This window comes from Streptomyces sp. NBC_00193, from assembly GCF_026342735.1.
GTDB lineage: Bacteria > Actinomycetota > Actinomycetes > Streptomycetales > Streptomycetaceae > Streptomyces > Streptomyces stoeckheimensis.
The window spans coordinates 4,557,371-4,583,769 of sequence record NZ_JAPEMM010000001.1; the positions used below are offsets into that span (position 1 = coordinate 4,557,371).

General features: G+C 72.9%; 20 protein-coding genes. 7 read left to right on the forward strand and 13 right to left on the reverse strand.

What is annotated here, in order from left to right:
- The first annotated feature begins 51 nt into the window (after positions 1-51).
- The 3 genes from OG898_RS20250 to pulA all read left to right on the forward strand — a co-directional run bounded on the left by OG898_RS20250 (position 52) and on the right by pulA (position 8,022).
- Positions 52-615 (forward strand): hypothetical protein, encoded by a 564-nt coding sequence (locus OG898_RS20250; protein ID WP_266958481.1) that lies wholly within the window; start codon positions 52-54, stop codon positions 613-615.
- 232 nt (positions 616-847) lie between these two features.
- Positions 848-2,602, forward strand: a complete 1,755-nt coding sequence (locus OG898_RS20255; RefSeq protein WP_266958483.1) for a carbohydrate-binding module family 20 domain-containing protein — start codon at positions 848-850, stop codon at positions 2,600-2,602.
- A 95-nt stretch (positions 2,603-2,697) separates the two neighbouring features.
- Positions 2,698-8,022 (forward strand): pullulanase-type alpha-1,6-glucosidase, encoded by a 5,325-nt coding sequence (pulA, locus tag OG898_RS20260; RefSeq protein ID WP_266960344.1) that lies wholly within the window; start codon positions 2,698-2,700, stop codon positions 8,020-8,022.
- A 15-nt stretch (positions 8,023-8,037) separates the two neighbouring features.
- Here pulA and OG898_RS20265 read toward each other — a convergent pair whose 3' ends face one another.
- The 5 genes from OG898_RS20265 to OG898_RS20285 form a co-directional block, all read right to left on the reverse strand.
- Positions 8,038-8,583, reverse strand: coding sequence for a GNAT family N-acetyltransferase (locus tag OG898_RS20265; protein WP_250743600.1), 546 nt, complete (start codon positions 8,581-8,583; stop codon positions 8,038-8,040).
- A 39-nt stretch (positions 8,584-8,622) separates the two neighbouring features.
- Positions 8,623-9,351: a TetR/AcrR family transcriptional regulator gene (locus tag OG898_RS20270; protein WP_266958485.1), complete on the reverse strand. Its 729-nt coding sequence runs from the start codon at positions 9,349-9,351 to the stop codon at positions 8,623-8,625.
- Between the two features lie 35 nt (positions 9,352-9,386).
- Positions 9,387-10,436, reverse strand: coding sequence for a PDR/VanB family oxidoreductase (locus tag OG898_RS20275; protein ID WP_266958487.1), 1,050 nt, complete (start codon positions 10,434-10,436; stop codon positions 9,387-9,389).
- Positions 10,433-11,377: a metal-dependent hydrolase gene (locus OG898_RS20280; protein WP_250743597.1), complete on the reverse strand. Its 945-nt coding sequence runs from the start codon at positions 11,375-11,377 to the stop codon at positions 10,433-10,435. The genes OG898_RS20275 and OG898_RS20280 overlap by 4 nt, the downstream gene beginning before the upstream one ends.
- A 73-nt stretch (positions 11,378-11,450) precedes the next feature.
- Positions 11,451-12,191 (reverse strand): helix-turn-helix transcriptional regulator, encoded by a 741-nt coding sequence (locus tag OG898_RS20285; protein WP_250743595.1) that lies wholly within the window; start codon positions 12,189-12,191, stop codon positions 11,451-11,453.
- A gap of 403 nt (positions 12,192-12,594) precedes the next feature.
- Here OG898_RS20285 and OG898_RS20290 point away from each other — a divergent pair, with 403 nt between their 5' ends.
- Positions 12,595-13,200: a hypothetical protein gene (locus OG898_RS20290; RefSeq protein ID WP_266958490.1), complete on the forward strand. Its 606-nt coding sequence runs from the start codon at positions 12,595-12,597 to the stop codon at positions 13,198-13,200.
- Between the two features lie 160 nt (positions 13,201-13,360).
- On the opposite strand, the gene OG898_RS20295 is transcribed toward OG898_RS20290, so the two are convergent.
- The 3 genes from OG898_RS20295 to OG898_RS20305 form a co-directional block, all read right to left on the reverse strand.
- Positions 13,361-15,298 carry a hypothetical protein gene (locus OG898_RS20295; protein ID WP_266960346.1) on the reverse strand — a complete coding sequence of 646 codons (1,938 nt, stop codon included), beginning with the start codon at positions 15,296-15,298 and terminating at the stop codon, positions 13,361-13,363.
- Between the two features lie 67 nt (positions 15,299-15,365).
- Positions 15,366-16,181, reverse strand: a complete 816-nt coding sequence (locus OG898_RS20300) for a tyrosine-protein phosphatase (RefSeq protein ID WP_250743591.1) — start codon at positions 16,179-16,181, stop codon at positions 15,366-15,368.
- 33 nt (positions 16,182-16,214) lie between these two features.
- The gene (locus tag OG898_RS20305) at positions 16,215-16,880 is read right to left on the reverse strand and encodes a rhomboid-like protein (protein ID WP_250743589.1); all 666 of its coding nucleotides are present in this window, start codon (positions 16,878-16,880) and stop codon (positions 16,215-16,217) included.
- Positions 16,881-16,946: 66 nt separating this feature from the next.
- Between OG898_RS20305 and OG898_RS20310 the strand changes: the two genes are divergently transcribed.
- Together OG898_RS20310 and OG898_RS20315 are read left to right on the forward strand one after the other, a co-directional pair.
- Positions 16,947-17,783 (forward strand): hypothetical protein, encoded by an 837-nt coding sequence (locus tag OG898_RS20310; RefSeq protein WP_266958493.1) that lies wholly within the window; start codon positions 16,947-16,949, stop codon positions 17,781-17,783.
- 85 nt (positions 17,784-17,868) lie between these two features.
- Positions 17,869-19,371: a PepSY domain-containing protein gene (locus OG898_RS20315; protein ID WP_266958495.1), complete on the forward strand. Its 1,503-nt coding sequence runs from the start codon at positions 17,869-17,871 to the stop codon at positions 19,369-19,371.
- Between the two features lie 48 nt (positions 19,372-19,419).
- On the opposite strand, the gene OG898_RS20320 is transcribed toward OG898_RS20315, so the two are convergent.
- The 4 genes from OG898_RS20320 to glnII form a co-directional block, all read right to left on the reverse strand.
- Positions 19,420-21,219, reverse strand: coding sequence for a serine/threonine-protein kinase (locus OG898_RS20320; protein WP_266958497.1), 1,800 nt, complete (start codon positions 21,217-21,219; stop codon positions 19,420-19,422).
- A 165-nt stretch (positions 21,220-21,384) separates the two neighbouring features.
- Entirely contained in the window at positions 21,385-21,978 is a 594-nt protein-coding gene (locus tag OG898_RS20325; protein WP_266958499.1) for a winged helix-turn-helix domain-containing protein, read from the reverse strand.
- A 351-nt stretch (positions 21,979-22,329) separates the two neighbouring features.
- Entirely contained in the window at positions 22,330-23,238 is a 909-nt protein-coding gene (locus OG898_RS20330) for a hypothetical protein (RefSeq protein WP_250743582.1), read from the reverse strand.
- A gap of 138 nt (positions 23,239-23,376) precedes the next feature.
- Complete coding sequence (glnII, locus tag OG898_RS20335) at positions 23,377-24,396, reverse strand: glutamine synthetase (protein WP_250743581.1); 1,020 nt, start codon at positions 24,394-24,396, stop codon at positions 23,377-23,379.
- 343 nt (positions 24,397-24,739) lie between these two features.
- Between glnII and OG898_RS20340 the strand changes: the two genes are divergently transcribed.
- Positions 24,740-25,606, forward strand: a complete 867-nt coding sequence (locus tag OG898_RS20340; RefSeq protein WP_250743701.1) for a Gfo/Idh/MocA family protein — start codon at positions 24,740-24,742, stop codon at positions 25,604-25,606.
- A 121-nt stretch (positions 25,607-25,727) separates the two neighbouring features.
- On the opposite strand, the gene OG898_RS20345 is transcribed toward OG898_RS20340, so the two are convergent.
- Positions 25,728-26,318: a hypothetical protein gene (locus OG898_RS20345; protein WP_250743580.1), complete on the reverse strand. Its 591-nt coding sequence runs from the start codon at positions 26,316-26,318 to the stop codon at positions 25,728-25,730.
- Between the last annotated feature and the right edge of the window lie 81 nt (positions 26,319-26,399).

Sequence of the window (26,399 nt, forward strand, 5' to 3'; positions counted from 1 at the left end):
AGGAAGAACGAGCGAAATCAGCACTCCGGAAAAGAGGGTCCGGACCGGCGGGTGTTCCTGTCCAGGGCGCTCGGAGTGACGGCCGGCCTGGCCGGAGCGGCGGCGGCGGGCGCGTTTGCCCTCCCGGCTTCGGCGAAGGAATCCACGGCCCTGGCGAACCAGCCGAACTGGCGCTTCTGCGTGAAGTGCTACGGCATGTTCTTCTACGGCTTCTCGGACAACGGCCGGTGCCCCGCCGGCGGCGCCCACGCCCGCCAGACCAACAGGCCCGACTACGACTTCGTCCTCCCCCACGACGTGGCGCAGACGCCGACCGCCCAGCACGACTGGCGCTTCTGCGTGAAGTGCTACGACCTCTTCTTCTACGGCTTCTCGGACAACGGCCGCTGCGCCGCCGGCGGCGCCCACAGCCGCCAGTCCGGGCCCGACTACGACTTCGTCATCCCCCACGACGTACCGGAGACGGCAACGGCTCAGCGCAACTGGCGCTTCTGCGTGAAGTGCTACGTGATGTTCTTCTACGGCTTCTCCGACAACGGCCGATGCGCCGCCGGCGGCGCCCACGCCCGCCAGACCAACAGGCCCGACTACGACTTCGTCATCCCGCACCGCTAGACCGGCCCCGGATCCGCCCCGGCTCCGACCCCGGATCCGGCCCCGCCCATCCCGCGGAGGTGCCGGCCCGCGCGCAGTCGCGTGGCGCCGGTACCTCCGCGAAACAATTCTGCAATCTCTTGCGCAAGGTCTTGCAGCGCTTCCTCCTGGCACCTACGGTCGCTGCAATCCCCAACTCGGCCGTGACCGGTCCCCACCCGGTCCTGCGCCTCTCCGCCAGGAGGAACACCGCATGCCCACCCGTGCCCGCGCCGTCAGAGCCGCCGCCGCGCTGCTCTCCGTATCCGCCGTCACCGCCGTGGCCGCCCTCGCCGTCGTCGGGGGGCCCGCCCCCCAGGCCGCGGCCGCCGCCCCAGGTGAGAAGGACGTCACCGCCGTCATGTTCGAGTGGCGGTTCGACTCCGTCGGGAAGGCCTGCGGGGAGAGCCTCGGGCCCGCCGGGTACGGCTACGTCCAGGTGTCACCCCCGCAGGAGCACATCCAGGGGGGTCAGTGGTGGACCTCGTACCAGCCCGTCAGCTACAAGATCGCCGGTCGGCTGGGTGACCGCGCCGCCTTCAAGGCCATGATCGACGCCTGCCACGCCGCCGGCGTGAAGGTGGTCGCCGACTCCGTCATCAACCACATGGCGGCCGGGGACGGCACCGGGACGGGCGGGAGTTCGTACACGAAGTACAACTACCCGGGCATCTACTCCGGCGCCGACATGGACGACTGCCGGTCCTCGATATCGAACTACCAGGACCGCGGGAACGTCCAGAACTGCGAGCTCGTCCAGCTCGCCGACCTGGACACCGGCGAGGACTACGTGCGCGGGCGGATCGCCGCCTACCTCAACGACCTGCTGTCGCTCGGTGTCGACGGCTTCCGCATCGACGCCGCCAAGCACATGCCCGCCGCCGACCTGGCCAACATCAAGTCGCGGATGACGAACCCGAACGCCTACTGGAAGCAGGAGGCGATCCACGGCGCCGGCGAGGCCGTCTCGCCCTCCGAGTACCTCGGCAGCGGAGACGTGCAGGAGTTCCGCTACGCGCGGGACCTCAAGCGGGTCTTCCAGAACGAGAACCTCGCCAACCTGAAGAACTTCGGGGAGGCCTGGGGGTACATGCCCGCGGGGCAGTCCGCCGTCTTCGTCGACAACCACGACACCGAGCGCGGCGGCGACACCCTCAGCTACAAGAACGGGTCCGCCTACACCCTCGCCAACGTCTTCATGCTCGCCTGGCCCTACGGCTCCCCGGACGTGCACTCCGGCTACGAGTGGACCGACCGGGACGCCGGACCGCCCAACGGCGGCACGGTGAACTCCTGTTACACCGACGGGTGGAAGTGCCAGCACGCCTGGCAGGAGATCTCCTCCATGGTCGGCTTCCGCAACTCCGCGCGCGGCCAGGCCGTCACGGACTGGTGGGACAACGGCGGCGACCAGATCGCCTTCGGGCGCGGTGCCAAGGCGTACGTGGCCATCAACCACGAGGGCTCGGCGCTGACCCGGACGTTCCAGACCTCCCTCCCGGCCGGCGGCTACTGCGACGTGCAGAGCGGGCGGGCCGTGACCGTGGACTCCGGCGGGCGGTTCAGCGCCACCCTCGGGGCCGGGACGGCCGTCGCCCTGCACGTGGGCGCCCGCAGCTGCGGCGGCGCCACGCCGAGCCCGACGCCCACGCCGACTCCTACGCCGACCCCGGCCGCCGCCGGTGCTTCCTTCGCCGTCAACGCCACCACCGTGCTCGGCCAGAACATCTACGTCACCGGTGACCGCGCCGAGCTCGGCAACTGGAACACCGGCGCCGCCCTCAAGCTCGACCCGGCCGCTTACCCCGTCTGGAAGCTCGACGTCACGCTCCCGCCCGGCACGGTCTTCGCGTACAAGTACGTCCGCAAGGACGCCGCCGGCAACGTCACCTGGGAGAGCGGAGCCAACCGGTCCGCCACGGTCCCCGCCAACGGCAAGGTCACGCTGACCGACACCTGGCGCAACTGACCCTCCCGCCCCACCCCGTCCCGTACCCGAGGAGATCCGCCTTGATACGCCCCGCCCTCGCCGGCGCCGCAAGAGTGCTCGCCGCCACCCTGGCCGTGACGCTCCTGCCCGCCCTGCCCGCCGCCGCGGCGGCCGCCGCCAAGGCGCCACCGGCCCCGCCCTCGGACGCCAAGCTGGCGGCCGAGGCCGCGCGGCACGACCTGACCCGGGAGCAGTTCTACTTCGTCCTCCCGGACCGGTTCGCGAACGGCGACCCGCGCAACGACCGGGGCGGGCTGACCGGTTCCCGGCTGGAGACCGGGCTGGACCCGACGGACAAGGGCTTCTACCAGGGCGGGGACCTCAAGGGGATCGCCGACCGGCTGGACTACATCAAGGGGCTCGGCACCACGGCCATCTGGATGGCGCCGATCTTCAAGAACCAGCCGGTGCAGGGGACGGGCAAGGACGTCTCGGCCGGCTACCACGGGTACTGGATCACCGACTTCACCCAGGTCGACCCGCACTTCGGGACCAACGCCGACCTGGAGCGGCTGATCGACAAGGCGCACGCGAAGGGGATGAAGGTCTTCTTCGACGTCATCACCAACCACACCGCCGACGTCGTCGACTACCGGGAGGCGTCCTACGGGTACCTGTCGAAGGGCGCCTTCCCGTACCTGACCAAGGACGGGGTGCCCTTCGAGGACGGAGACTATGCCGCGGGGGAGGGGAAGTTCCCCAAGACCGACGGGGACTCCTTCCCCCGCACCCCCTTCGTCCCGGCGGCGAAGAAGAACCTGAAGTCCCCGGCCTGGCTCAACGACCCGACGATGTACCACAACCGGGGCGACTCCACCTTCGCCGGAGAATCCTCCGAGCAGGGCGACTTCTTCGGCCTCGACGACCTGTGGACCGAGCGTCCCGAGGTGGTCGAGGGGATGGAGAAGATCTACGAGAAGTGGGTCGAGGACTACGACGTCGACGGCTTCCGGATCGACACCGTCAAGCACGTCAACAAGGGGTTCTGGACCCAGTGGGCCACCGCCCTCGACGCCTACGCGGCCCGGCACGGCCGCAAGGACTTCTTCATGTTCGGCGAGGTCTACTCCGCCGACACCGCGATCACCTCCCCGTACGTGACGCAGGGCCGCCTGGACGCCACCCTCGACTTCCCGCTCCAGGAGGCGATCCGCTCGTACGCCGCCCAGGGCGCGGAGGCCGGGAGGCTGGCCTCCGTCTTCGGCGACGACTACCGGTACACCACCGACAAGGCGAACGCCTACGAGCAGGTCACCTTCCTCGGCAACCACGACATGGGCCGCTTCGGGACCTTCCTGAAGCAGGACCGGCCGGGGGCCGGTGAGCAGGAGCTGCTGGACCGGTACCGGCTGGCCAACGAGCTGATGTTCCTCTCCCGGGGCAACCCGGTGATCTACTCCGGCGACGAGCAGGGCTTCACCGGCGCGGGCGGGGACAAGGACGCCCGCCAGCCCCTCTTCGCGTCCAAGGCGGCCGACTACCTGGACGACGACCAGCTCGGAACGGCGCGCACCCACGCGAGCGATGCCTACGATCCGGAGCACCCGCTCTACAAGCAGATCAGTGCTCTCGCGAAGCTGACCAAGGACCACCCGGCCCTGCGCGACGGCGTTCAGAGCGAACGTTTCTCCGACGGTTCGGCCTACGCCTTCGCCCGCACCGACACCCGCACCCGCACCGAGTACCTGGTCGCGGCCAACAACGCCACCGCGCCCCGCACCATCGACCTCGACGCCCCGGCGGGCGTCCAGTACGCCGCCCTCTACGGCGGCACGGCCACGCTGATCCGCTCCTCCGCGGCCGGCAAGCTGACCGTCACCCTCCCGGCCCTCGGCTCCGTGGTCCTCCAGGCCGTCACCCCCGCCGCCAAGCCCGCCACCAAGCCCGCCCTCACCCTCAAGGCCCCGGCCCCCGGCGCCACCGGCACCGTCGAGCTCTCCGCCGAGGTCACCGGCGACCCCCTGAGCCGGGTCGTCTTCGCCGCCCAGACCGGCACCGGCGCCTGGCAGGTCCTCGGCTCCGCCGACCACGCCCCGTACAAGGTCACCCAGTTCATCGACCCGGCCACCGCCGCCGGCACCCCGCTGCGCTACAAGGCCGTGGCCGTCGACTCCGCCGGCCGCACCGCGAGCGCCCTCGCCGCATCGGCCACCGGTCAGACCCCGCCCGCCGAGGTCCCCACCGCCACCCAGCGCGACTACGCGGTCGTCCACTACAACCGCCCCGACGGCGACTACACCGACTGGCGGCTCTACGCCTGGGGCGACCTCGCCGAGGGCGAGGCCACTCCCTGGCCCGCCGGCCACGACTTCACCGGCCGCGACGCCTACGGAGCCTTCGCCCACGTCAAGCTCAAGCCCGGTGCGAGCAGCGTCAGTTACCTCGTCATCGACAAGAACGGCACCAAGGACGTCGCCGTCGACCGCACCATCGACGTGACGAAGACCGGCGAGATCTGGCTGGAGCAGGGCAAGGAGCCCGCCCGCACCGACCGCCCCGCCTACCCGCCGCAGGACACCACGAAGGCCGTCCTGCACTACCAGCGCCCCGACGGCGCCTACGAAGGCTGGGGCCTGCACGTCTGGACCGGAGCGGCGACGCCCACCGACTGGTCCAAGCCGGTCCTCCCCGCCCGCACCGACTCCTACGGCGCCGTCTACGAGGTGCCCCTCGCCGCCGGAGCCACCAGCCTCAGCTACATCCTCCACAACGGCGACGCCAAGGACCTCCCGTCCGACCAGTCCCTCGACCTGAAGGCCAACGGGCACGAGGTGTGGATGCTGGGCGGCAAGGAGAAGTACCTTCTCCCGCAGCCCGCCGGATCGGCCGCCGCCCTGGACCTCACCAAGGCCCAGGCCGTCTGGATCGACCGCGACACGGTCGCCTGGAACGCCCCGCCCGCCGCCGCCTCCCTCCAGCTCCTCGCCTCCCGCGAAGGCGCCGTCAAGGCCGAGAACGGCACCCTGACCGGCCGCGCCCAGTGGCTGCGCCTGGGCAAGACCGAGCTGACCGCCGCCCAGAAGCAGAAGTACCCGCACCTGGCCGCGTACGCCGCCTACACGGTCGACCCGCGCGACCGGGACCGCGTCCGCGAAGCCCTGCGCGGCCAGCTCGTGGCCAGTGCCCGCGCCGCCAACGGCGCCGTCCTCGCCGCCACCGGAGTCCAGCTCGCCGGGGTCCTCGACGACCTCTACGCGACCGGTGCGGAGAAGGCCGCCCTCGGCCCCGTCTTCAAGGACGGCCGCCCCACCCTCTCCGTGTGGGCCCCGACCGCCCAGCAGGTGAGCCTCGAACTCGACGGCCGCACCGTCCCGATGCGCCGCGACGACGCCACCGGCGCCTGGTCGGTGCGCGGTGAGCGTGACTGGACCGGCAAGCGCTACCGCTACGCCGTCACCGTCTGGGCCCCGAGCACCGGCCAGGTGGTCCGCAACCTGGTCACCGACCCGTACTCCACCGCCCTGACCACGGACTCCGCGTACAGCCTGGCCGTGGACCTCGCCGACCCGAAGCTCGCCCCGGCCGGCTGGCGCGAGCTGAAGAAGCCCGCGCCCGTCCCCTTCACCTCCGCGCAGATCCAGGAGCTGCACATCCGCGACTTCTCGGTCGCCGACACCACCAGCACCCACCCCGGCCAGTACCTGGCCTTCACGGACACCACCTCGGCGGGCATGCGCCACCTGCGCGACCTCGCCTCGGCCGGCACCTCGTACGTCCACCTCCTGCCCGCCTTCGACATCGGCACGATCCCCGAGAAGCCCGCGGACCGCACCGAGCCCGCCTGCGACCTGAAGGTCTACGCCCCCGACTCCGAGGAGCAGCAGGCCTGCGTGGCCGCCGCGGCCGCGAAGGACGCGTACAACTGGGGCTACGACCCGCTGCACTACACGGTCCCCGAGGGCTCGTACGCGAGCGACCCGAACGGCACGGCCCGCACGGTGGAGTTCCGCCGCATGGTGCAGTCCCTGAACGGCGCGGGCCTGCGCACGGTCATGGACGTGGTCTACAACCACACCGTGGCCGCCGGCCAGTCCGACAAGTCGGTGCTCGACCGCATCGTCCCCGGCTACTACCAGCGGCTGCTGGCCGACGGCTCCGTCGCCACCTCCACCTGCTGCGCCAACACCGCCCCCGAGAACGCCATGATGGGCCGCCTCGTCGTCGACTCGGTGGTCACCTGGGCCAAGCAGTACAAGGTCGACGGCTTCCGCTTCGACCTCATGGGCCACCACCCGAAGGCCAACATCCTGGCCGTGCGCGCCGCCCTCGACGCGCTGACGCCTTCCAAGGACGGGGTCGACGGCAAGAAGATCGTCCTCTACGGGGAGGGCTGGAACTTCGGCGAGGTCGCGAACGACGCCCGCTTCGTGCAGGCCACGCAGCAGAACATGGCCGGCACCGGAATCGCCACCTTCTCCGACCGGGCCCGCGACGCGGTCCGCGGCGGCGGCCCCTTCGACGAGGACCCGCGCGTCCAGGGCTTCGCCTCCGGCCTGTTCACCGCCCCCAACGCCTCCCCGGCGAACGGGACACCGGAGCAGCAGCGCGTCCGGCTCCTCCACGACCAGGACCTGATCAAGGTCGGGCTCACCGGCAACCTCGCCGCGTACGCCTTCACGGACTCCACCGGCCGCGCGGTCAAGGGCTCCGAGGTGGACTACAACGGAGCCCCGGCCGGCTACGCGGCGGCCCCCGGCGACGCGCTGGCGTACGTCGACGCCCACGACAACGAGACGCTCTTCGACGCCCTGGCGTTCAAGCTCCCCGAAGGCACCTCCACGGCCGACCGCTCCCGCGCCCAGGTCCTGGCGATGTCCGTCGCCGCCCTCTCCCAGGGCCCGGCCCTCTCCCAGGCGGGCACGGACCTGCTCCGCTCCAAGTCCCTGGACCGCAACTCCTACGACAGCGGGGACTGGTTCAACGCCGTCCACTGGGACTGCAAGGACGGCAACGGCTTCGGCCGTGGCCTGCCCCCGGCGGCCGACAACCGCGCGAAGTGGCCCTACGCGAAGCCCCTGCTGGCAGCGCCCGCACCCGGCTGCGCGGAGATCGGCGGCGCCTCGTCCGCGTACCGGGACCTGTTGAAGATCCGTACGACGGAACCCGCCTTCGCCCTCACCACCACCGAGGCGGTCCAGGCGAAGCTGGCCTTCCCCCTCTCGGGGGCCGAGGAGACCCCGGGCGTGATCACGATGACCCTGGGCGACCTGGTGGTGGTCTTCAACGCCACCCCCACCGCCCGGACCCAGCGGGTCCCGGCCCTCGCGGGCACGGCCTACGCCCTGCACCCGGTCCAGGCCTCGGGCACGGACCCGGTGGTCCGGCAGGCGGCGTACGACCCGGCGAAGGGAGAGTTCGCCGTCCCGGCCCGCACGGCGGCGGTCTTCAAGCGGGGGTGACGAGGCGCGGGCGGGTCAGGCGGGGTTGACGAGAGTGAGCTGGTCCAGCCGCTTCTCCAGCAGGATCACCCCGTACACCCGCCCGTCCTTGCCCACCTTGTTGGGAAGCTCCCCGACCACCCGGTAGCCCGCGGACTGGTAGTACGCGAGCAGCCGGGGGTTGGTGGAGACGCAGTCCAGCCGCGCCCGCTCGCGGCCGGTCCTGGCGATGCGCCGCTCGGAGTGTTCGAGCAGCCGCCGGCCGGTCCCGGCGGGCGCGGCCTCGCGTTCGACCATGAGCCGGTGCACGTAGCCGGCCACGGGCGGCTGGATGCCCCAGGCCTCCTCGTCGGACCACCACAGCTCGTAGGCCCCGATGGTGTGCCCGTCGTCGTCGGAGGCGAGCCACACCTCGCCCTCGCGCATGATCGCCCGGAAGTGCGCGGAGTCCTTGTCCCCGGGCTTCCACTGCTCGATCCCCTGCTCGTGCATCCAGTGGGCGGCCCCGTCGTACAGCGCCACCAGCGTGCCGGCGTCCTTCTCCTCGGCCTGCCGGAACACGATCCCGTCGTCAATGATCACGCGGGCATTATTGCGCGCTATTCGATCAAGAGCAGCTGATCAACGCGGACCGGGCACCGAGGGCCCGGATCCCGTGGGAACGAGGGCCACCAGCCGCCCCACCAGTTCCCCGAACGGCCCGTCGGACGGCTCGTCCACGAGGATCCGTACGAGGATCCCCGCCATCTCCGCGTCGTAGGCGGCGCTCACCGCGGCCAGCGCCGCGAAATCGTGCACGAGCTGCAGTTCCAGCTCGGCGCGCGGGATCCGCCGGCCGTCCAGCCAGATCAGCGCCGTCGACTCGGCCAGCGACACCCACGAGCGCACCACGAGTTCCAGCCGGGCGGGCGGAGCCTCACGGTCGACGCCCAGGTGCGCGAGGATCTGCTCGTACGCCGCCTGGCGGACCTCGTCGATCATCGCGTTGGCCCGGCTGCTGCCGACCGCCGGACCGCCCCGCATCAGCGCCGAGAACCCGGGCCCGTGGTCGTCGACGAAGGCGAAGAACCGCCCCATGACCCGGAGCAACCGGGCCCCGAGCGGCCCCTCCTGGGGCTCCTCGAAGCGCAGCGCGAGCTCGTCGGCCGCCCGCCGCAGCGCCGCCTCGTAGAGGCTGAGCTTGCCGGGAAAGTAGTGGTAGACCAGCGGCCGCGATATCCCCGCGGCCGCCGCGATCTCGTCGATGGACACATCGTCGGGCGACCGGTGGCTGAACAGCTCCAGCGCCACCCCGATCAGCTGCTGCCGCCGCTCCTCGACACCCATCCTGCGCCGCACCCCGGTTGTCATGCGGACACCCTACTGCGCACCCCGGCAGGGGCCCCCTACAGGTCCAGGACCAGGCGGTCCGAGGCCGCACGGGACACGCACAGGAGCATGGAGTCCTCGCGTTCGCCGTCCGTGAGAAGGGTGTCGCGGTGGTCGATGTCCCCCGACAGGACCCGGTGTTGGCAGGTGCCGCAGAAGCCCTGCTCGCAGGAGTACGGGGTGTTGGGGAGCTCCCGGCGGACGGCGGTCAGGGCGGACTCCGTCGCCGCCACCTCCACGACCCGCCCCGAGCGGCGGAGTTCCACGGTGAAGGGCTTCGCGTCCCCGCCCGCGGCAGCCGGGGCGAAGCGCTCCAAGTGGACCGGGGTGCCCGCCGCGGCGGCCGCCTCGACCGCCGCCATCAGCGGGGCCGGGCCGCAGCAGTACACCAGCGCGTCCGGTCCGAGCGCGCCGAGCGCGCTCAGGTCGGGGAGGCCCGCCTCGTCCTCGGGGACGACCGTGACCCGGTCCCCGTACTGGGCCAGTTCGGCCAGGAAGGGCATCGAGGCCCGCGAGCGGCCCCCGTAGAGCAGGGTCCAGTCGGCGCCCGCCGCCGTCGCCGCCCGGAGCATCGGCAGGACCGGGGTGATGCCGATCCCGCCCGCGACGAAGGCGTAGGACGGGGCCGGGACGAGGGGGAAGCGGTTGCGGGGCGGGCGGACCGGGAGCTCCGCGCCCTCCACCAGCTGGGCGTGCACCTCGCGCGAGCCGCCGCGGCCGTCCGGTACGAGCCGGACCGCGATCGTGTAGCGGCCCCGGTCGGCGGGGTCGCCGCACAGGGAGTACTGGCGGACCAGCCCCGAGGGAAGCTGCACGTCCAGGTGCGCGCCCGGGGCCCACTCCGGGAGCTCCGCCGATTCCAGCGTCAGGGACAGCACACCGTCCGCAGGTTCCGTACGGGAGACGATCAGCGCCGGGATCCAGCGGCGCGGCGAGTACCCCGACACCGGGGTCTCCAGCGCGGGCAGGGGCCACAGGGGCGATCCGGAGTCGATGCGCCGGCCGATCGCACGCTTCGCCAGCCAGGCGGCGCCCGCGAGCGCGGTCACCGTGAGGGCGCGCTTCATCCGCGGGCACCGCCGTTCGCGCCGTGGGAACCGGCGTCGGCTCCGCGGAAACCGCCGTTGGCGCCGGGGGAGGAGGCCAGGTAGGCGACGGCCTGCGCCGTGGAGCCCTCCTGCGAGGGGTGGTAGGTGCGCGAGAGGTACGTCGGGATCGACTTCAGCATCGCGCCCGTGGACGGCAGGGTCCCCCTGCGGCCCGAGCGGTAGAACTGGCCCACCGAGGCCTTGGACCCGGGCGGGAGCGAGGCGTCGTGTTCCATGAAGTAGCGCGATCCGCGCTGCCACAGGAAGACCAGCGCCGTGAAGGCCGTGGCCCAGGTGCGCGCCCGGCGGCGGTAGCCGCCGTCGAGGTGCATGAACAGGTCGAAGGCCACCGACCGGTGCTCGACCTCCTCCGCGCCGTGCCAGCGCAGCAGGTCCAGCATCATCGGGTCCGCGCCGCGCCGGTCCAGTTCCCCGGCGTTGAGCACCCAGTTGCCCAGGAAGGCCGTGTAGTGCTCGATCGCGGCGATCATCGCCACGCGCTCCATCAGCCACCACTTGCGGGGCGCCCCCGGCGGCAGCGTCCGGTCGCCGAGCAGCTTCTCGAAGAGCCAGTCGATCTGCGCCGTGTAGGGCGTCGGATCCAGGCCCAGCCGCTTGAGGTGGGGGAGCACGTCGTCGTGCGCACTCGCGTGCATGGCCTCCTGGCCGATGAACCCGACGACGTCCTCGCGCAGTTGCTCGTCCGTGATGTACGGGAGCACCTGCTTGTAGACGTGCACGAACCAGCGCTCGCCCGCCGGGAGCAGCAGGTGCAGCACGTTGATGGTGTGGTTGGCGAAGGGATCGCCGGGCAGCCAGTGGAGCGGGGTGTCCTCCCAGGAGAAGGACACGTTCCGGGCCTTCAGATCTATGTGCTCCGACGCCACGGGGGCGGGCGACGCGGGCGGCGTATTAGACATGGCGTCAATGTACTGACGGGTATGGGAGAGGGAAACCCCTCTGCGGGGACTTGTGGCGCCGCACCGCCCACCCCTATCCGTCGCCCCCGGCCTCCGTGCCCGTCCCCGCCGCCGCCGGGGCGGGCTCCGCCTGCCAGTTGATGGGGCCGGCGCCTCCGAGCGGGAGCCGCCCCGGGGTCAGGCCGGTGGCCTCCCTCACGGCGTGGCTGAAGTGCGCCTGGTCGTGGAATCCCGCCAGCACCGCCACCTTCGCCAGCGGTACGCCCCGCAGCTGGAGCCGGAAGGCGTGCGTCAGCCGCAGCACCCGGGCGATGGCACCCGGCGGGTGCCCGATCTGCTCGCGGAACCGCCGCTCCAGATGGCGCCGGCTCCACAGCAGCTGGGCCGCGAGCCGCCCGATCCGGATCCGCCCCTGGGTGCGGTGCAGTTCGTGCCACGCCAGCATGATCTCCGGGGCGATCCGCACGGCCTGCGCGCCCCGGTGCCCCGCCATCAGCCGGGGCAGCGCCGCGTCGAGGATCGCGGCGCGCCCCTGGGCGTCGGCCTCCTCCAGCATGCGCGGCAGGTGGCGCAGACCGTGCGGCAGCAGGTCCGAGGGGTCGAGGTCGGTCTGGTGCCACTCCGACATCGGGACGCCGAACAGCCGGTAGGCGCCCATGGGCCGCATCCGGACGACCACCCCGCGCACGTCGCCCTCGTGGTCGGCGCGCACCGCCACCGTCGCCGGGAGGTCCACCCGGGAGGGGCTCTCGCTGTAGGTGCGCTCCCCGGCCATCCCGCGGGTGCGCACGGGTGCACCGAATCCGAAATTCACGGTGGCCACGGTATTGGGCAGAAGAATGCGTCCGCGCCGCGTTCCGGCGCTGTAGGCATAGCTCGAATATCCGCACACAAGCCCTTTCAGGCCGTTTCCCGGAAGGAATGCGTGGCTGGAAGCCGAGGCTGGAGCTGCGGGCACGGGGGTCCTCCTTCGGATGATCTTCGGTGACGCATGGTGCCTGTGTGGCGGGTGCGTCGAAAGTGCATCGTCAGCCATCCTTGAAGCGGACTTGACCGTTCCTTTTCGTGTCGCACATCTACAAGACTGGGCCCGCGGTACGCCCCAGGATTTCCCCTGCACGACCGAACCATCTGAATGCCGGAATCCCTGCGACTCCGGAATCAGCTGAAACGTGGAATTCACAGAGGAATCACCGATTTCAGAGGGGATAGGTCTCATGGCACCGCGCAGCACCTTCCTGTCGGCCGCACCCGCGAAGGCCGCCGTGGCCCTGGCGATGACGGCGCTCACCCTGATCGCCGCGCCGGGCGTGGCCGGCGCCGCCTCGGCGCCGGACGCCGCCCGGTCCGAGTTCGCCGTCCAGGCGCGCGCCGCGGGGCTCGACGCAGGCCAGGCCAAGAGCCTCCAGAAGCGCGTCGACTCCTACCTCGGCAAGGAGAAGGGGAAGCAGGTCGCAGTCAACAAGATCACCTTGGACAAGGGGGCAGAGATCCTGCTGACCCTGCCGGGGGAGAAGTACGCCCGGGAGGTGGGCGCCCCCAAGATCACATCGGCCGCGGCCGCGTCCGAGTACTGCGCCTACACCTATGTCTGCGCCTTCGAGTCCACGTGGTTCCAGGGCGACAAGAAGTCCCTCTTCACCTGCAACACGCTCAACTCCATCCCCTGGGCCGGGACCGGCTCCTGGATCAACAACCAGCGTGCCGCGCTCCGCGCGAAGTTCTACCGGAGCGACAAGACCATCGGGTGGATCTCCCCCGGCGGCTACAGCGAGGACGGACAGGCGCCCTGGGGCTGGGTCTGGTGGCTCAGCCCCTGCTGAGCCACCCCGCGGCCCCGGGCCGGGACCCGGGCCCCTGACCCGGGGCCGGGGCCGGACCAACCGGCTCCGATGGGTGGCGGGGGGCATCCATCGGAGCCGGTCCCTCGGCAGGGGACCGGCCCTCCTGTGCCACCGGGGCCACCCGACCGAGCCGGGCGCGTCAGCGCAGCACCCCCGCCTTCGAACCGTCCGTGAGCTTGCCCGTCAGTTCCACCTGCGCCCCCTCCGGAGCCTTCACCGCCAGCCGGTTGCCCACCGCGACCCCGCTCACCTGGCCGCCGCCCACGGTCAGCGAGGCGAACTGCGCACTGCCCGCCGCCAGCACGTACCACTGCCCGGCCTTGGACTTCCACAGCACCCCGGCCAGCACCCGCGGCTCCCGCGGCCCGCACGCCGGCGAACCCTCCGCCTTCGCCGCCTGCGCCGCCAGCGGCGCGCCCGGGGCCAGGAACTGCGCCTGCACCCGGTCCGCCGTGCCCTGCCAGGTCTCCGCCCGGGTGCACAGCCAGGTCGCCGTGCCGTCGCCCTCGGGCAGCGGCTGCTTCGCGTACGTCCACGCGTTGACCGTGCGCACCCCGTGCGAGCGCACCGAAGGCAGCAGGCAGGCGATCCGCGACCAGTCGCCCAGCTCGGCGCCCTCCGTCACGTTCCGCTCGGCGCCCGGCGCCCCCGAGGTCAGCCGGGCCGGGGTCAGCTCGCCCAGGTCGGTGATCAGCCGGGTCGCGCCGTCACCGGTCACGGCCAGGGCGCTCCAGCTCGTACAGGTGCCCTCCGGGGCGGGGCTGGGCACCGGCGGAGTGATCCCCTCCGGCGTCAGCTCCAGTCCCGTCGGGGCGTCGCCGGGCTTCAGCAGGTCCCGCTGCGTCGCGGCCGTCACCCAGGGGGCCGTCAGATAGCGGACGTTGCCGTCGACCCGGCTGAGCACCAGGGCCGCCGCCGTGTCCGCCGAGGCGCCGTCGGTCCGGGCGAAGTCGAGGGCGGCGATCTCGGTGCCGGAGCGCGGTTCGGCGTACCGCACCACGCGCAGGCCGTCGTACAGCAGGACCACGACGGCCTGGTCGACCGTCCCGGCGAACAGCAGCTGCGGGGGGCCCATCGGCGGTCCCGACGGGGTGCCGGGGGTGGCCGAGACCACGACCGAGCGGCCCGGCCGGGCCCAGACGGCCAGCGCCCGCCGCAGCAGCGCGGCATCGTCGACGCGGTCGCCGCGCGCGGGCCAGCCGGAGTAGTCGGTACGGGAGGCCGTACGCCAGACCGTGGGCGCGACCCGGACCAGCTGACCGGGGTCCAGCGCCTGCTCCGCCGCCGCGTTCTTCGCGTAGAGCGGGGCCGCGGCCCCGTCGGCCCCCCATCCGCCGCCGGGCAGCGAGAGCAGCACCCCGCACACGGCGAGGGCGATCCCGGCGGCGATCCCGGCCCGCACGAGCCGGCGGCGGCGCAGCAGATCGGTGGGCCGGGCCTGGAGCACGCAGGGGTCGAACTCGGGGGAGGCGAACAGCTCGTCGGTCGAGGGGTCCCCGGATTCCGCGACGGCGGCGGCCGGATTGACCACCCCCGCCTCGGTCAGCACCCGCAGCACCTCCGGCTCCGGCAGCCGCTCCAGCGCCCGCAGGACGCACGCGGCCCGGCCGGGCCCGTCGAGGGTGGCCAGCCACTGGTCGAGCGCCAGCTCCTCGGCCCCGCCCGAGCGCGGGAACAGCCGCAGCCCCCACACCTGGGGGAGCACCGGCGGCAGTTGAGCCCGCCGGGGCAGCGCGCGGAACGTCAGCGGGATCCCGGCCTCCAGCGCGGACCGCAGCACGCGCAGCCGTACGTACGCGTACCCGGACTCGGGACCCGCCCCGCCCCGCTGCCCCGGCACCCCGCCCTGCACCGCGGCCTGCGCGGCGGCCGCCCCGTCCCGCCGCCCGCGCGGCAGGGCGCGCTGGGCCAGCGAGTGGGCGGTGAGGACCCGGCGGTTGCGGCCGAGTGAGGGCGGCAGCACCAGGTAGGCCAGTCGCACCAGCCGGGGATAGTGCTCGACGATGGCGGCCTCGGCCTGCTCGACATCGGGGGAGAGGGGGCGGGTGGCGGTATCCGGCGCAGTCACGTTCAGCAGAACGAGCGAATGGTCGGATGGTCACCGGGTCCCAGCGCGCATGTTCGGACCGGCTCTCCCGGCGGGCTCAGACGATCAGGCGGGCGCGCAGGGCCTCGACCGTCTCGTCGGAGACGCCGAGTCCCTCGCGCACGTACTTCTCCATCGAGCCGTAGCGCGTGTTCACCTCGTCCAGCCCGGCCTCCAGGTAGGAGGGGAAGACTCCGATCAGCGCCAGCGCGATGTCCGGGTCGCCGCCGGCCGCCGTGAAGCCCTCGATCATCGGGGCGAAGGCGATCCGCACCGCCGGGTTGACCGACAGGTACTCGCTCATCAGCGTCTCGTCGTCGGCGCCGAGCAGCGACAGGATCACGGTCGCGCCCCAGCCCGTACGGTCCTTGCCCGCCGTGCAGTGGAAGAGCAGCGGCCCCGACTGCGGGTCGGCGAGCTCGGTGAGCAGCAGCCGGTACGCGGACTGCGCGGAGCCGGAGCTGACCAGGGAGCGGTAGAGGCTGGTGAACAGGGCCTGCACCTTGCCGCCGCCCAAGTGCTCCTCCGCCACCACCGGGTCGGACAGGATGTCCTTGAGCTGGGCGGCGGGTATCTTCCCCGGGCCGCCGTCGCCCCCGGCGTCGGCCGCCATCTTGTCGGCCAGGGCGTCGGCTATGAGCAGCCGGGCGCCGGCCGGCACCCGGTCGGGGTGTTCGCCGCGCTCCACGCCGGTACGGAAATCGATGACGGTGCCGATGCCCAGCGCGGCCACCGCCCGGTCGACGTCGAGGTCGAGCCGGTCGAGCTGGCCGGAGCGCAGCACCAGACCCGGGCGGACGCTGCGGCCCCCGGCGAGCGGGGTGCCGCCGAGGTCCCGGAGGTTGGCGACGGTCTTGGCGGTGGTGACGGTCATCGTGGCGGCTCCAACGTGATCAGAGAAACGTGATCAGAGAATCGAATGATCAGAGAACTGGATGGCTCGGAATGAAGCGCGCTGGGTGACGCGTGTCATCCGTATGATTTTCGGAGATTTCGCTCCGGAAAGGTAATCGGCCGCCAGCGAGACCCCGAGGCCGAGCCCCAGGGCCACCAGGTGCCCGGCGTCGGTGAAGGTCCGCTCCCGCCGCAGCACCGGCCGGACGGCGAGCGCCAGCAGACCGGCCCGGGCGGTGGTGCGCACCGGCCCGCGCGGAAGGGCCGAGGTCAGCGCCCCGAGCACGGTGTTGAACCCGTAGCTCGTGCCCACGTCCACCGCCCGCCGGGTCGCCGGGCCCGCCGTCCGGCGGAGCACCCCGTACACCAGCAGGGTGGCCGTGACGTGCCCGAACAGGAAGGCGGCCGCCGTCCACCAGGCCCCGTAGGCGTACTCGGCGTACCCGAGGACGGCCGCCAGCAGGAGCGCGTACGGCAGCGGCATCGGCTCCTCGACGAGGAAGGCGCTGGCCGGCAGGGTCTCCCAGCGGCCGGCGTCCAGGTTGTCGGCGTGGGTGGAACACCGGCGCAGCAGCCGCTCCCGCGCCGCCGGGTCCAGCCGCTCCAGGGCGTACGCCCCGAGCTGGACCGTGCCCGTGTACACCGCGCTCAGCGGGACCGTCAAGGACAGGGGGCTCATCGGTCCATGATCGGCCACGGGGGTGCCGTACGGCGAGGCGGGGGGCCATGGCAACATGCCCAGGTCATGTCACACAGCCCCGCGCCGATGCGCGCCATGCGGGCCGCACTCTTCGCGGCGGTGGCCGTCGCACTGGGTGCGGCGGGGCATTCGTACATGTCCGGTACGGACCTTCCCGCACTGGGTCTTCTGTCCGCATTCGGGCTGACCGGAGGGCTAGCCTGGCTCTCCGCCGGGCGTCGCCGCGGACCCCTCGCCATCGCCGCGGCGCTGCTCGCCGTCCAGGCGGTCCTGCACCTCGTCTTCTCCGCCTCGGCCGGTGGCCGGCATCAGGCGGGTGCGGGCGGGGGCTCGGGCCCGGACACGGGCGGGGGCGCCGTCCCGGAGGGTGCGGCCGCGCACGGCGCGCATTCGGTGGAGGGCGTGAGCGGCATGGACGGCATGCGATCCATGGAGGGCATGAGCGGCATGGCCGACGTGCATTCCATGGACGGCATGACGGGCATGACCGGGATGAATGGCATGGACGGCATGAGCGCCGTGGCCGGCATGGGTGACATGGCCGCCGGCCACGCCCACGACGGGCTCGGCATGATCGCCGCGCACGTCCTCGCCGGGCTGTTCTGCGCGCTCTGGCTGGCCTGGGGCGAGGCGGCCGTCTTCCGGCTCACCGCCGTCCTCGGCGCCGGGGCGCTGCTCGCCGCCCGGCCGCTCTCCCGGGTCCTCGCCCTGCTCCGCGCGTGCGGGATCCCCGTACCGCAGGCGCCGGCCTTCCGGCCCGCCGGGTACCGGCGGCCGCGCACCCTGCGCGGTGCCGTGCACGCGCACACCGCCGAGCGGCGCGGGCCGCCCGCGCGCGGACGGATCCGTATCACGGCCCCCGGCCGTCCTGCCCGCGCCTGACCGAACGGCGCGCCCTTCCCGTCGCGGGTGAGGGGGCGAGACCAGGGGCCGCTCACCCCTGTCTTCGCCAACACCTAGGACACCCATGTCTCTCGACGAGGCCGTCGTCCGCGCAGCGGACCCCGACGCACCCGAAAACCCCGCGGCCGAAAACCCCGCACCCGAAAACCCCGCGGCCGAACACGCGCCGCCCCGCACGCCCGGCACCTGGGCCGCCCTGCGGCCGCTGCTCCTGCGCCTGCACTTCTACGCCGGGGTGCTGATCGCCCCGCTCCTGCTCGTCGCCGCCACCACCGGCCTGCTCTACGCCGGCTCCTGGCAGGCCGAGAAGATCCTCTACCCCGACCAGCTGACGGTCGACCGCGTCGGCGCGAGCGCCCAGCCGCTCGGCGCCCAGGTCGCCGCGGCCAAGAACGCCGCCCCCCAGGGCAAGGTCACGTCCGTGTGGCCCGCGCCGGAGGCGGACGCCACCACCCGGGTGATCATGGAGAGCCCGGGACTCGCCGAGGGCGAGACGCTCACCGTGTTCGTCGATCCGTATACGGCCGAGGTCCGCGGAAAGCTCACCACGGTCGGCGACGCGCTGCCGCTGCGGGCCTGGCTGAGCGAGTTCCACTCCAGCCTGCAGCTCGGGGAGTTCGGGCGGAACTACAGCGAACTCGCCGCGAGCTGGCTGTGGGTGGTCGCGCTCGGCGGGCTCGCGCTGTGGATCGGCCGCAAGCGTGCCCGTAAGGCCGCCCTCGTCGTCCCCGACCGTACGGCGACCGGCCGCCGCAAGACCCTGTCCTGGCACGGCTCCGCCGGCGTCTGGATCGTGCTCGGCCTCGTGGGCCTCTCCGCGACCGGCCTGACCTGGTCGCGGTACGCCGGCGAGAACATCGGGGAGCTCAAGGACAGCCTCGGCGGGGGCACCCCGGCCGTGGCCGCCAAGCTCCCCGGAGCCCCGGCCGCCGACGCGGGCGGCGAGCACGCCGGGCACGGTGCGGCCGCCGGTGACCAGGCGGCGGCCGTGCCCGCCCCGGTCGACGCCATCGGCATCGACGGAGCGGTGGCGGCGGCCCGGTCCGCCGGGGTCACCGAGTCGCTGCGGATCACCCTGCCCGCCCAGGGCAAGGGCTACGTGGTCAAGGAGCAGGACAAGCAGGTGCCGGTGCACCTGGACGCGGTCGCCGTGGACCCCGCCGACGGCCGGGTCATGGACGAACTCCGCTTCGCCGACCACCCGCTGCTCGCCCAGCTGACCCGTTTCGGCATCGACCTGCACATGGGCCTGACCTTCGGGCTCGCCAACCAGCTGGCCCTGGCCGTGCTGGCGGTCCTGGTGATGTTCATGGTCGTCTGGGGCTACCGCATGTGGTGGCTGCGCCGCCCGACCAAGGAGCGCACGCTCTCGGTGGGCCGCCCCCAGCCGCGCGGGGCCTGGCGGAAGCTGCCGGTGACGGTGCTGCTGCCGCTGGCCGCGGCGACGGCCGTCGTGGGCTGGTTCGTACCGATGCTGGGCATCAGCCTGCTGGTGTTCCTGGCGGCCGACGTGGCGCTGGGCTTCGCCGCGTCGCGGCGCCGGGCCGGGGCCGGCGCCGGCGTCTAGGGCAGCGTCCGTGGGCCGGGGCTTCCCCGGGAGCCCCGGCCCACGGCGTCAGCCGATCTTCCAGAGGGTGAGTGCGGTGACGTAGTCCGGCATGGGGCCGATGGACCCCTTGCTCGTGTCGAGCACGACCTCGGTGATGCGGAGCATCGCCAGGTTGTTGTCACCGGTGACGGTGCACAGCACCGTCCCCTTCGTGAGCGTCTTGCCCGCCTTCAGCTCGTCCTTGCCCACCCTGGAGGCCAAGGTGTTGGTGGCGACGGCGTCCCGGCACTCCTCCGGCGTGGTGCCGGTGCTCTTGCCCATGGCCGTCAGGAAGCGCAGATCGGCGTCGCCCCAGTCCTGGTAGGTGAGCTCCATGCCCTGGGTCTTGCCGATGCCTCCTTTCGGGAAGATCTGCGGGGCGTCCAGGTCGACGTGGGTCCCGGTGCTGGAGGAGGGCGCGCGCAGGGTCAGGGGCTTGTCCTGGAAGACCGGCGTGTACGCGGACTTCGGCGAGGAAGAGGCCGAGGCCGAGGCCGAGGCCTTCGGCGAGGAGGAGGCCTTGGCCGGGTCCGGTGATCCGGACGCGGGCGCGGCCGGGGTCTCCTGCCGGGCGGCGGGCGTCTTCGCGTCGTCCTTGGAGTCGTCCCCGTCCAGCAGCCAGACCGTGCCGGCTCCCGCGGCGACGGCGAGGACGAGCGAGGCGGCGACGAGCCCGCCACGGAACCCCTTCGGGGCCGGAGCCGGCGGCGCCGTGGGCGCGGGCGTCGGGTGGCCCGGCCGGGGCGGCCCGGCGGGCCGGGGCGGCGCGAACGCCGTGTCGGCGGAGTGGATCCCGCCGGAGGCGCCGGAGCCCCCGGCGCCCGGGCCCGTACCGGCCGGTCCGAACCCGCCGGCAGCCGCGGACGCTCCTGCGCCCCCGCCCGTGTCCGCCACCGTCGGCACCGGCGGGTTCTCCGCGGCCCGTACCCGCCGGGCGATCTCCAGCCCGAGCGGCTCCGGGAGCCAGCCGTCGAAGTCGTTCAGCGGCCGCCCGGCGAACAGTTCGCACATCGCGGCGAGCTCGTCCGTGCTGATCCGCTCCGCCGGATCCGCCGTCAGGCAGCGCTCCAGCAGCGGCTTCAGCTCGGTCGGGTAGCCGCTCAGGTCCGGGGGCAGCCGGTCGGTGTTGGCGATCCGCACGCCGAGGGCCGTGGCGCCGCCCTCCCCGTAGGGGTGCCGTCCGGTGGCCGCCACCGCGGCGATGAGGCCGAGCGCGAAGAGGTCGCTCGCGGTGGTGACCTCGGCGCCCAGCGCGTGTTCGGGGGACATGTACTGCGGCGTGCCGATGACCCCGCCGGTGCGGGTGAGCTGCGTGCTGTCGGCGGCCCGGGCGATCCCGAAGTCGATGACGTACGGTCCGGCCGCGCCGAGCAGGAGGTTGGCGGGCTTCAGGTCCCGGTGCACGACCCCCGCGGCGTGGATGGAGCCGAGGGCCCGCGCCGTGCAGCCGATCAGCTGGAAGACGGCGCCGAGCGGGAGCGGACCGTGGGCGGTCAGGGCGTCGTGCAGCGAGATTCCCGGTACGAACACCGAGGCGAGCCAGGGCGAGGCGCCCGTGGTGTCGTGGTCGAGGACCGGTACGAGGTGGTAGCCCTGCACCCGGCGCGCGGCCCGGACCTCCTGCTCGAACCGGCTCCGGAAGTCCGGGTCCTGCCCGAACTCGCGGCGGATCAGCTTCAGCGCGACCGGCTGCCCGCCGCGCGTGTGCGAGAGGTAGACGGTGCCCATGCCGCCCTCGCCGATCCGGGCGATCAGCCGGTAGCCGGCGGTCTCGCGGGGGTCCTGGGGCTCAAGTGGGGCAAGTATGCTGCCGGTTCCGATGGTCACGACGGAAAAGCCTACGTCAGGCACCGGGCCTGATCAGCACGGATGTGCGAGGAAATCCCCTTTGTGGTGGCCCGAGTTGGACCCGCCCGCGCGGGCCCGTACTCCCCCTCGTCAGCACGGGCCCGGCCGTCATTCCGTACGTCCACACCTCGGGCGCCGTCCCGGTCAGGGGGCGTACCTGTACCCCACGCGGCGTACGGTCTGGATCGCTCCGCGGTGGGCGGCGCCCAGCTTGCGGCGCAGCCGCGCGACGTGGACGTCGACCGTGCGGCCGTCGCCGACGTGGCCGTAGCCCCAGACGGTGGTCACCAGCTGGTCGCGGCTGTGCACCCGGTGCGGGTGCGCGACCAGGTGGGCCAGCAGCTCGAACTCCAGGTACGTCAGGTCCAGGACCTCGCCGTCCACCTCCGCGGTGCGCTGCGCGGGGTCGATGCGGACCAGGGTGTCACCGGTGACGGCCGCCGCGCCGGGGGCCGGGGCGGCGGGAACGGCCTGGGGGGAGAAGGCGATCGGCGGCTGCTGGTCGGCCGGTACGAGCACCAGGTACCCGACCATCGGCGGCTGGCCGGGGAGGGCGGGCAGGGTGTGCGCGGGGGCGGGCAGCCAGGTGGCGCCCGGCGGCAGGAAGTCCACGACGCGAGCCACCTCGTCGCGGTCCACGGCTCGCAGGCGGTGGCGCGGACTGGGCGGGAAGCTCGGGTAGGTCAGGGGAGAGGTCGCAGCGGAGGCGGCAGAAGCAAAGGAACGGGTGTTCGCCATGAGTGGTCAGCTCTTTCACGCGGAGTAGTCGGCAGGAGACGTACGAAAGGCGTCGTCTTGTGTCGTACCGCGCAGACCGAAGGCCTGGGGGAGGTCGGTTGGAGGTCCCGGAGGCTTTAGAGGGCCGGCGCGTTCTTCGCGCGGCAACACACCCGGTCGAAATCGTGGTCCTGACGGGAAGGCCAGAACGGCTCGAGGTCGCTGCGACCTGTCGAGGTGTGCGAATAGCTGGCCATGGCCCCATTCAAGCAGATGCGGTGGCGCCGGGGCAGACCCCGTCTCACTCTGTGGAGCGGAATCCCATATTCCGTGATCATGGTGTGAACGGACCATTCCAATCCCGACAAACCGTCACCCGCCCAGCCGCTTCTTCCAGTCCATCCCGGTGACCCGTATCGCATCGTGGGCGGTCCCCTCCCACACCCACCCCAGCCCCACCGCACCCAACGCCCGGGTGACCTCCCGCCCCACGGAGACGCTCGGCTCCTCGCCCTGCACGAAGCCCCCGTAGAGCAGCCACAGGTCGCCGCCCGCCGCAGCGCCCTCGGTGCACTGCGCGTGGAAGAAGACGAACCCCCGGGCGTCCTCGCGGCCCGCTGCCCGGATCTCCGCGAGGCCGCAGGAGCGACAGCAGGCGAAGTTCTCCCGCGCGGTGATGCCGGCGGCATCGAGCGAGGCGAAGGCCCGCGCCAGCCGCTCGGGGTCGGTCTCGCCCACCCAGTCGCCCTGTTCCGTCAGCCGCTCCCGCCAGAGCCGGTCCACCAGCTGCTCGGCCTGAGCGCGCGACACCGGCCGGACCCCGCCCGAGACGAGGTACTCCTCCGCGTTCTCGCTCAGGGCCGCCCGGTCGTCGTAACCGCACCGCAGCCCGGCCCGGACGAGCTCGGTCAGCTCCTCCTCCACCTCCGGGGCGAGCGGGGCCGCCTCTTCGACCGGGAACTCCAGCCGGTCCCAGGACGGCCCGATGGCCCAGCCCTTCTCCTGGCGGGCCCAGCGGGCCATCACGTCCACCACCTCGGCCGCCGTGCGGACGAAGGCCTGGAAGTGCCGGTCGGGTGCGCCGTCGCGGTACTCCAGCTGGTAGTCCCCGCCGGTCTCGTGCCAGACCTGCGCGAACACGTCGGGCTCGTCCGGCAGTCGCTCCACGATGAGGAAGTGGTCGCCGTCGGCGCCGATGCGCCCGACGAGCTCGGACAGGAAGGACAGCGCGGGCCGGCGGTAGGTCTCGGCGGGCTCGGTGCGCAGGGTGACGGGCAGCATGCGCACACGATGGCAGGCACCACCGACAGCGCGGCGCCCGCCCTCCCGAGGGGGGAGGACGGGCGCCGGGTGGTGTCAGGGGTGGCCGGTCCGGGTGGGGACCAGGCCGGTGGGAGCAGGCTGGTTGGGGCAGGCCGGTTAGACCAGGCCGTCCTTCTCCAGGGCGGTGCAGCAGGTGTCCGTGATGAGGCGGGTCACCACGTACGGGTCCACGTTCGCGTTCGGGCGGCGGTCCTCGATGTAGCCCTTGCCGTCCTTCTCGACCTGCCACGGGATGCGGACCGAGGCGCCGCGGTCCGAGACGCCGTAGCTGTACTCGTTCCACGGGGCGGTCTCGTGCAGGCCCGTCAGGCGCTCGTCGATGCCGGCGCCGTAGTTCTTGACGTGGTCCAGCGGCTTGCTGCCCTCGCCCAGCGACTCGGCCGCGCAGATGATCGCGCGGTAGTCCTCGCGCATCGCCTTCGTGGAGAAGTTGGTGTGCGCGCCCGCGCCGTTCCAGTCGCCCTTGACCGGCTTCGGGTTCAGCGTCGCGGAGACGTTGAAGTCCTCGGCGGTGCGGTAGAGCAGCCAGCGCGCGATCCACAGCTGGTCGGAGACCTCCAGCGGGCCGACCGGGCCGACCTGGAACTCCCACTGGCCGGGCATGACCTCGGCGTTGATGCCGGAGATCGCCAGGCCCGCCGCGAGGCAGTGGTCCAGGTGCTTCTCGACGATGTCGCGGCCGAAGATCTCGTCCGAGCCGACGCCGCAGTAGTAGCCGCCCTGCGCGGCCGGGAAGCCGTTGACCGGGAAGCCGAGCGGGCGGGTGCCGTCGAAGAAGGTGTACTCCTGCTCGATGCCGTAGATCGGCGCCTGGGCGGCGAACTTCTCCGCGATCGGACGCAGCAGCGCGCGGGTGTTCGACTCGTGCGGGGTCATGTCGATGTTCAGGACCTCGCACAGGACGAGGACGTTGTCGCCGCCGCGGATCGGGTCCGGGCAGGTGAACACCGGCTGCAGTACGCGGTCGGAGGCGTGGCCCTCGGCCTGGTTGGTGCTCGAACCGTCGAAGCCCCAGATCGGCAGCGCGTCCCCGTCCGCCATGATCTTGGTCTTGGAGCGCAGCTTCGCCGTCGGCTCGGTTCCGTCGATCCAGATGTACTCAGCCTTGTAGCTCACGGGCCCCATCCTTCGGTGCGTCGCTCCGGCGCAGACTCTGCGGGTGCTGCGCTGCGTCCTGCGGATCGCGTACGGCGGCTCACGTCCCTGTGGCTCGCGTACTGCGAAATTCGTTCTGCGGTGTAGACCGCAGCGTGCCCGCTCACGATTTCTCTTCCGTTGCCCGTGTGTGAACCCCGTGTTACCGAGGTTTGCGCCGCAGGTGGGCGTGGTCGAGAGGGTTGGCGTCGGAACACCCGTCCGGGTGGGGCAGACTGGGCTGGTGAGCATTTCGTACGATTTGACGTCCGCCGGAGATGCCGCCGCAGAGGCCGCTCCCGGGCCCCGCCCCCGGATCGGGCTGATGGGCACCGGCCCATGGGCCCGCCGCACGCACGCCCCCGCCCTCGCCGCGCACCCCGGCTCCGAGTTCGCCGGAGTCTGGGGCCGGCGCCCCGAAGCCGCGGCCGAACTGGCGCGCGAGTACGGGGTGAAGGTGTACGAAGACCCCGACGCGCTGTTCGCCGACTGTGACGCCGTGGCCTTCGCGCTCCCGCCCGACGTCCAGGCCCCGCTCGCCGTGCGCGCGGCCGCCGCCGGCTGTCACCTGCTGCTCGACAAGCCCGTCGCCACGACCCCGGCCGAGGCCCGCGCGGTCGCCGCGGCCGTGGCCGAGCACCAGGTCGCCTCCGTGGTCTTCCTCACCCTGCGCTTCGCCGAGCCGACCGCGGGCTGGGTCGAGGAGCAGGCGGAGCGCACGGGCTGGTTCACCGCCGCCGCGCACTGGCTCGGCGCGGTCTTCCCGCCCGACGGCGAGCCCAGCGCCTACGCGGACTCGCCCTGGCGCAAGGCCAAGGGCGGGCTGTGGGACGTGGGCCCGCACGCCCTGTCCGTACTCATCCCGGTCCTCGGCGACGTCACCGAGGTCAGCGCCACCCGCGGCCCCGCCGACGTGGTCCAGCTGGCCCTGCGGCACACCACGGGCGCGGCCAGCACCGCCGTGCTCAGCCTCAGCTCCCCGCGCGCGGCCGCCGGTGTGGGGCTGGAGCTGCGCGGGACCGAGGGCGTCTTCGGCCTGCCGGAGTGGAGCAACGTCCCGGGGGCCTACGGCCGCGCCCTGGACGCGCTCCTCACCTCGGCCCGCACCGGGGTGCCGGACGTACGGGGGGCGGAGTTCGGGGCCCGGCTGACGGAGATCCTGGCGGAGGCGGAGGAGCAGCTGCCGGAGTGAGCCCCCTCGGGGGCGCGGCGCTCGGGCCGGACGGGGTCTCCGTCCGGCCCGTTCGGCTGGCCGGCCTGTACGGCGAGCCGCCTACAGGGCCCGTCCGGTGCGCCCCCGTCGTTGCGCGCCGCTACTTGATCACCGCGTTGGCCGCGATGATGGCCAGTCCGATCGTGGCGTCGGCGACCCCGATGAGCAGCGCCGAGCCGAGCTTGTAGCCGACCCGGAGGGCCACGAAGGCGCCCCAGGCGAACAGCATCGCGGTGTTCACGCCGAGCCCGACCGCCGTGACCCCGTGCGAGTCCCAGTCGGTGAGTCCGGCGACGAGCAGGAGCAGGACCGTGGGCAGGGTGGCCGCGATCATGGGCCACTCGTTCCACAGCGCCCGCCCGAGGATCCGCCACCGGTGCCCGGCGGAGCCGGCCTGATGGGTGCTCATGTGGTGCGAGTACCCGTGCGCGAGCCCGGCGGTGGCAGCGGTGACGAGCACCCAGCTGGCGTCGTAGAAGGGGGTGTACTCCCCGCCCTTCTGGTCGAGTGCGGCCAGCAGCCCGGACGCGAGGACGGTCCCGTACACCCCGCCGAACATCCAGTCGGCTCCGCGCCGGGGCGGTGGGAGCGGGGGGATCGCGGACGCGGAGAGGTCCGGCGGCGAGGGCGGCGACGGCGGCACCGGGGGCTCGCCGGGCGTGGTGGGCCTCGGGTGCTGCTGCTCGTTCACGATGGATCCTTTGGTGCGGGTACGTCCCCTTTGTGCTGGCCTCACCCTACGAGGCCCGGGGTGGGGCCGAGGTGAAGGGCC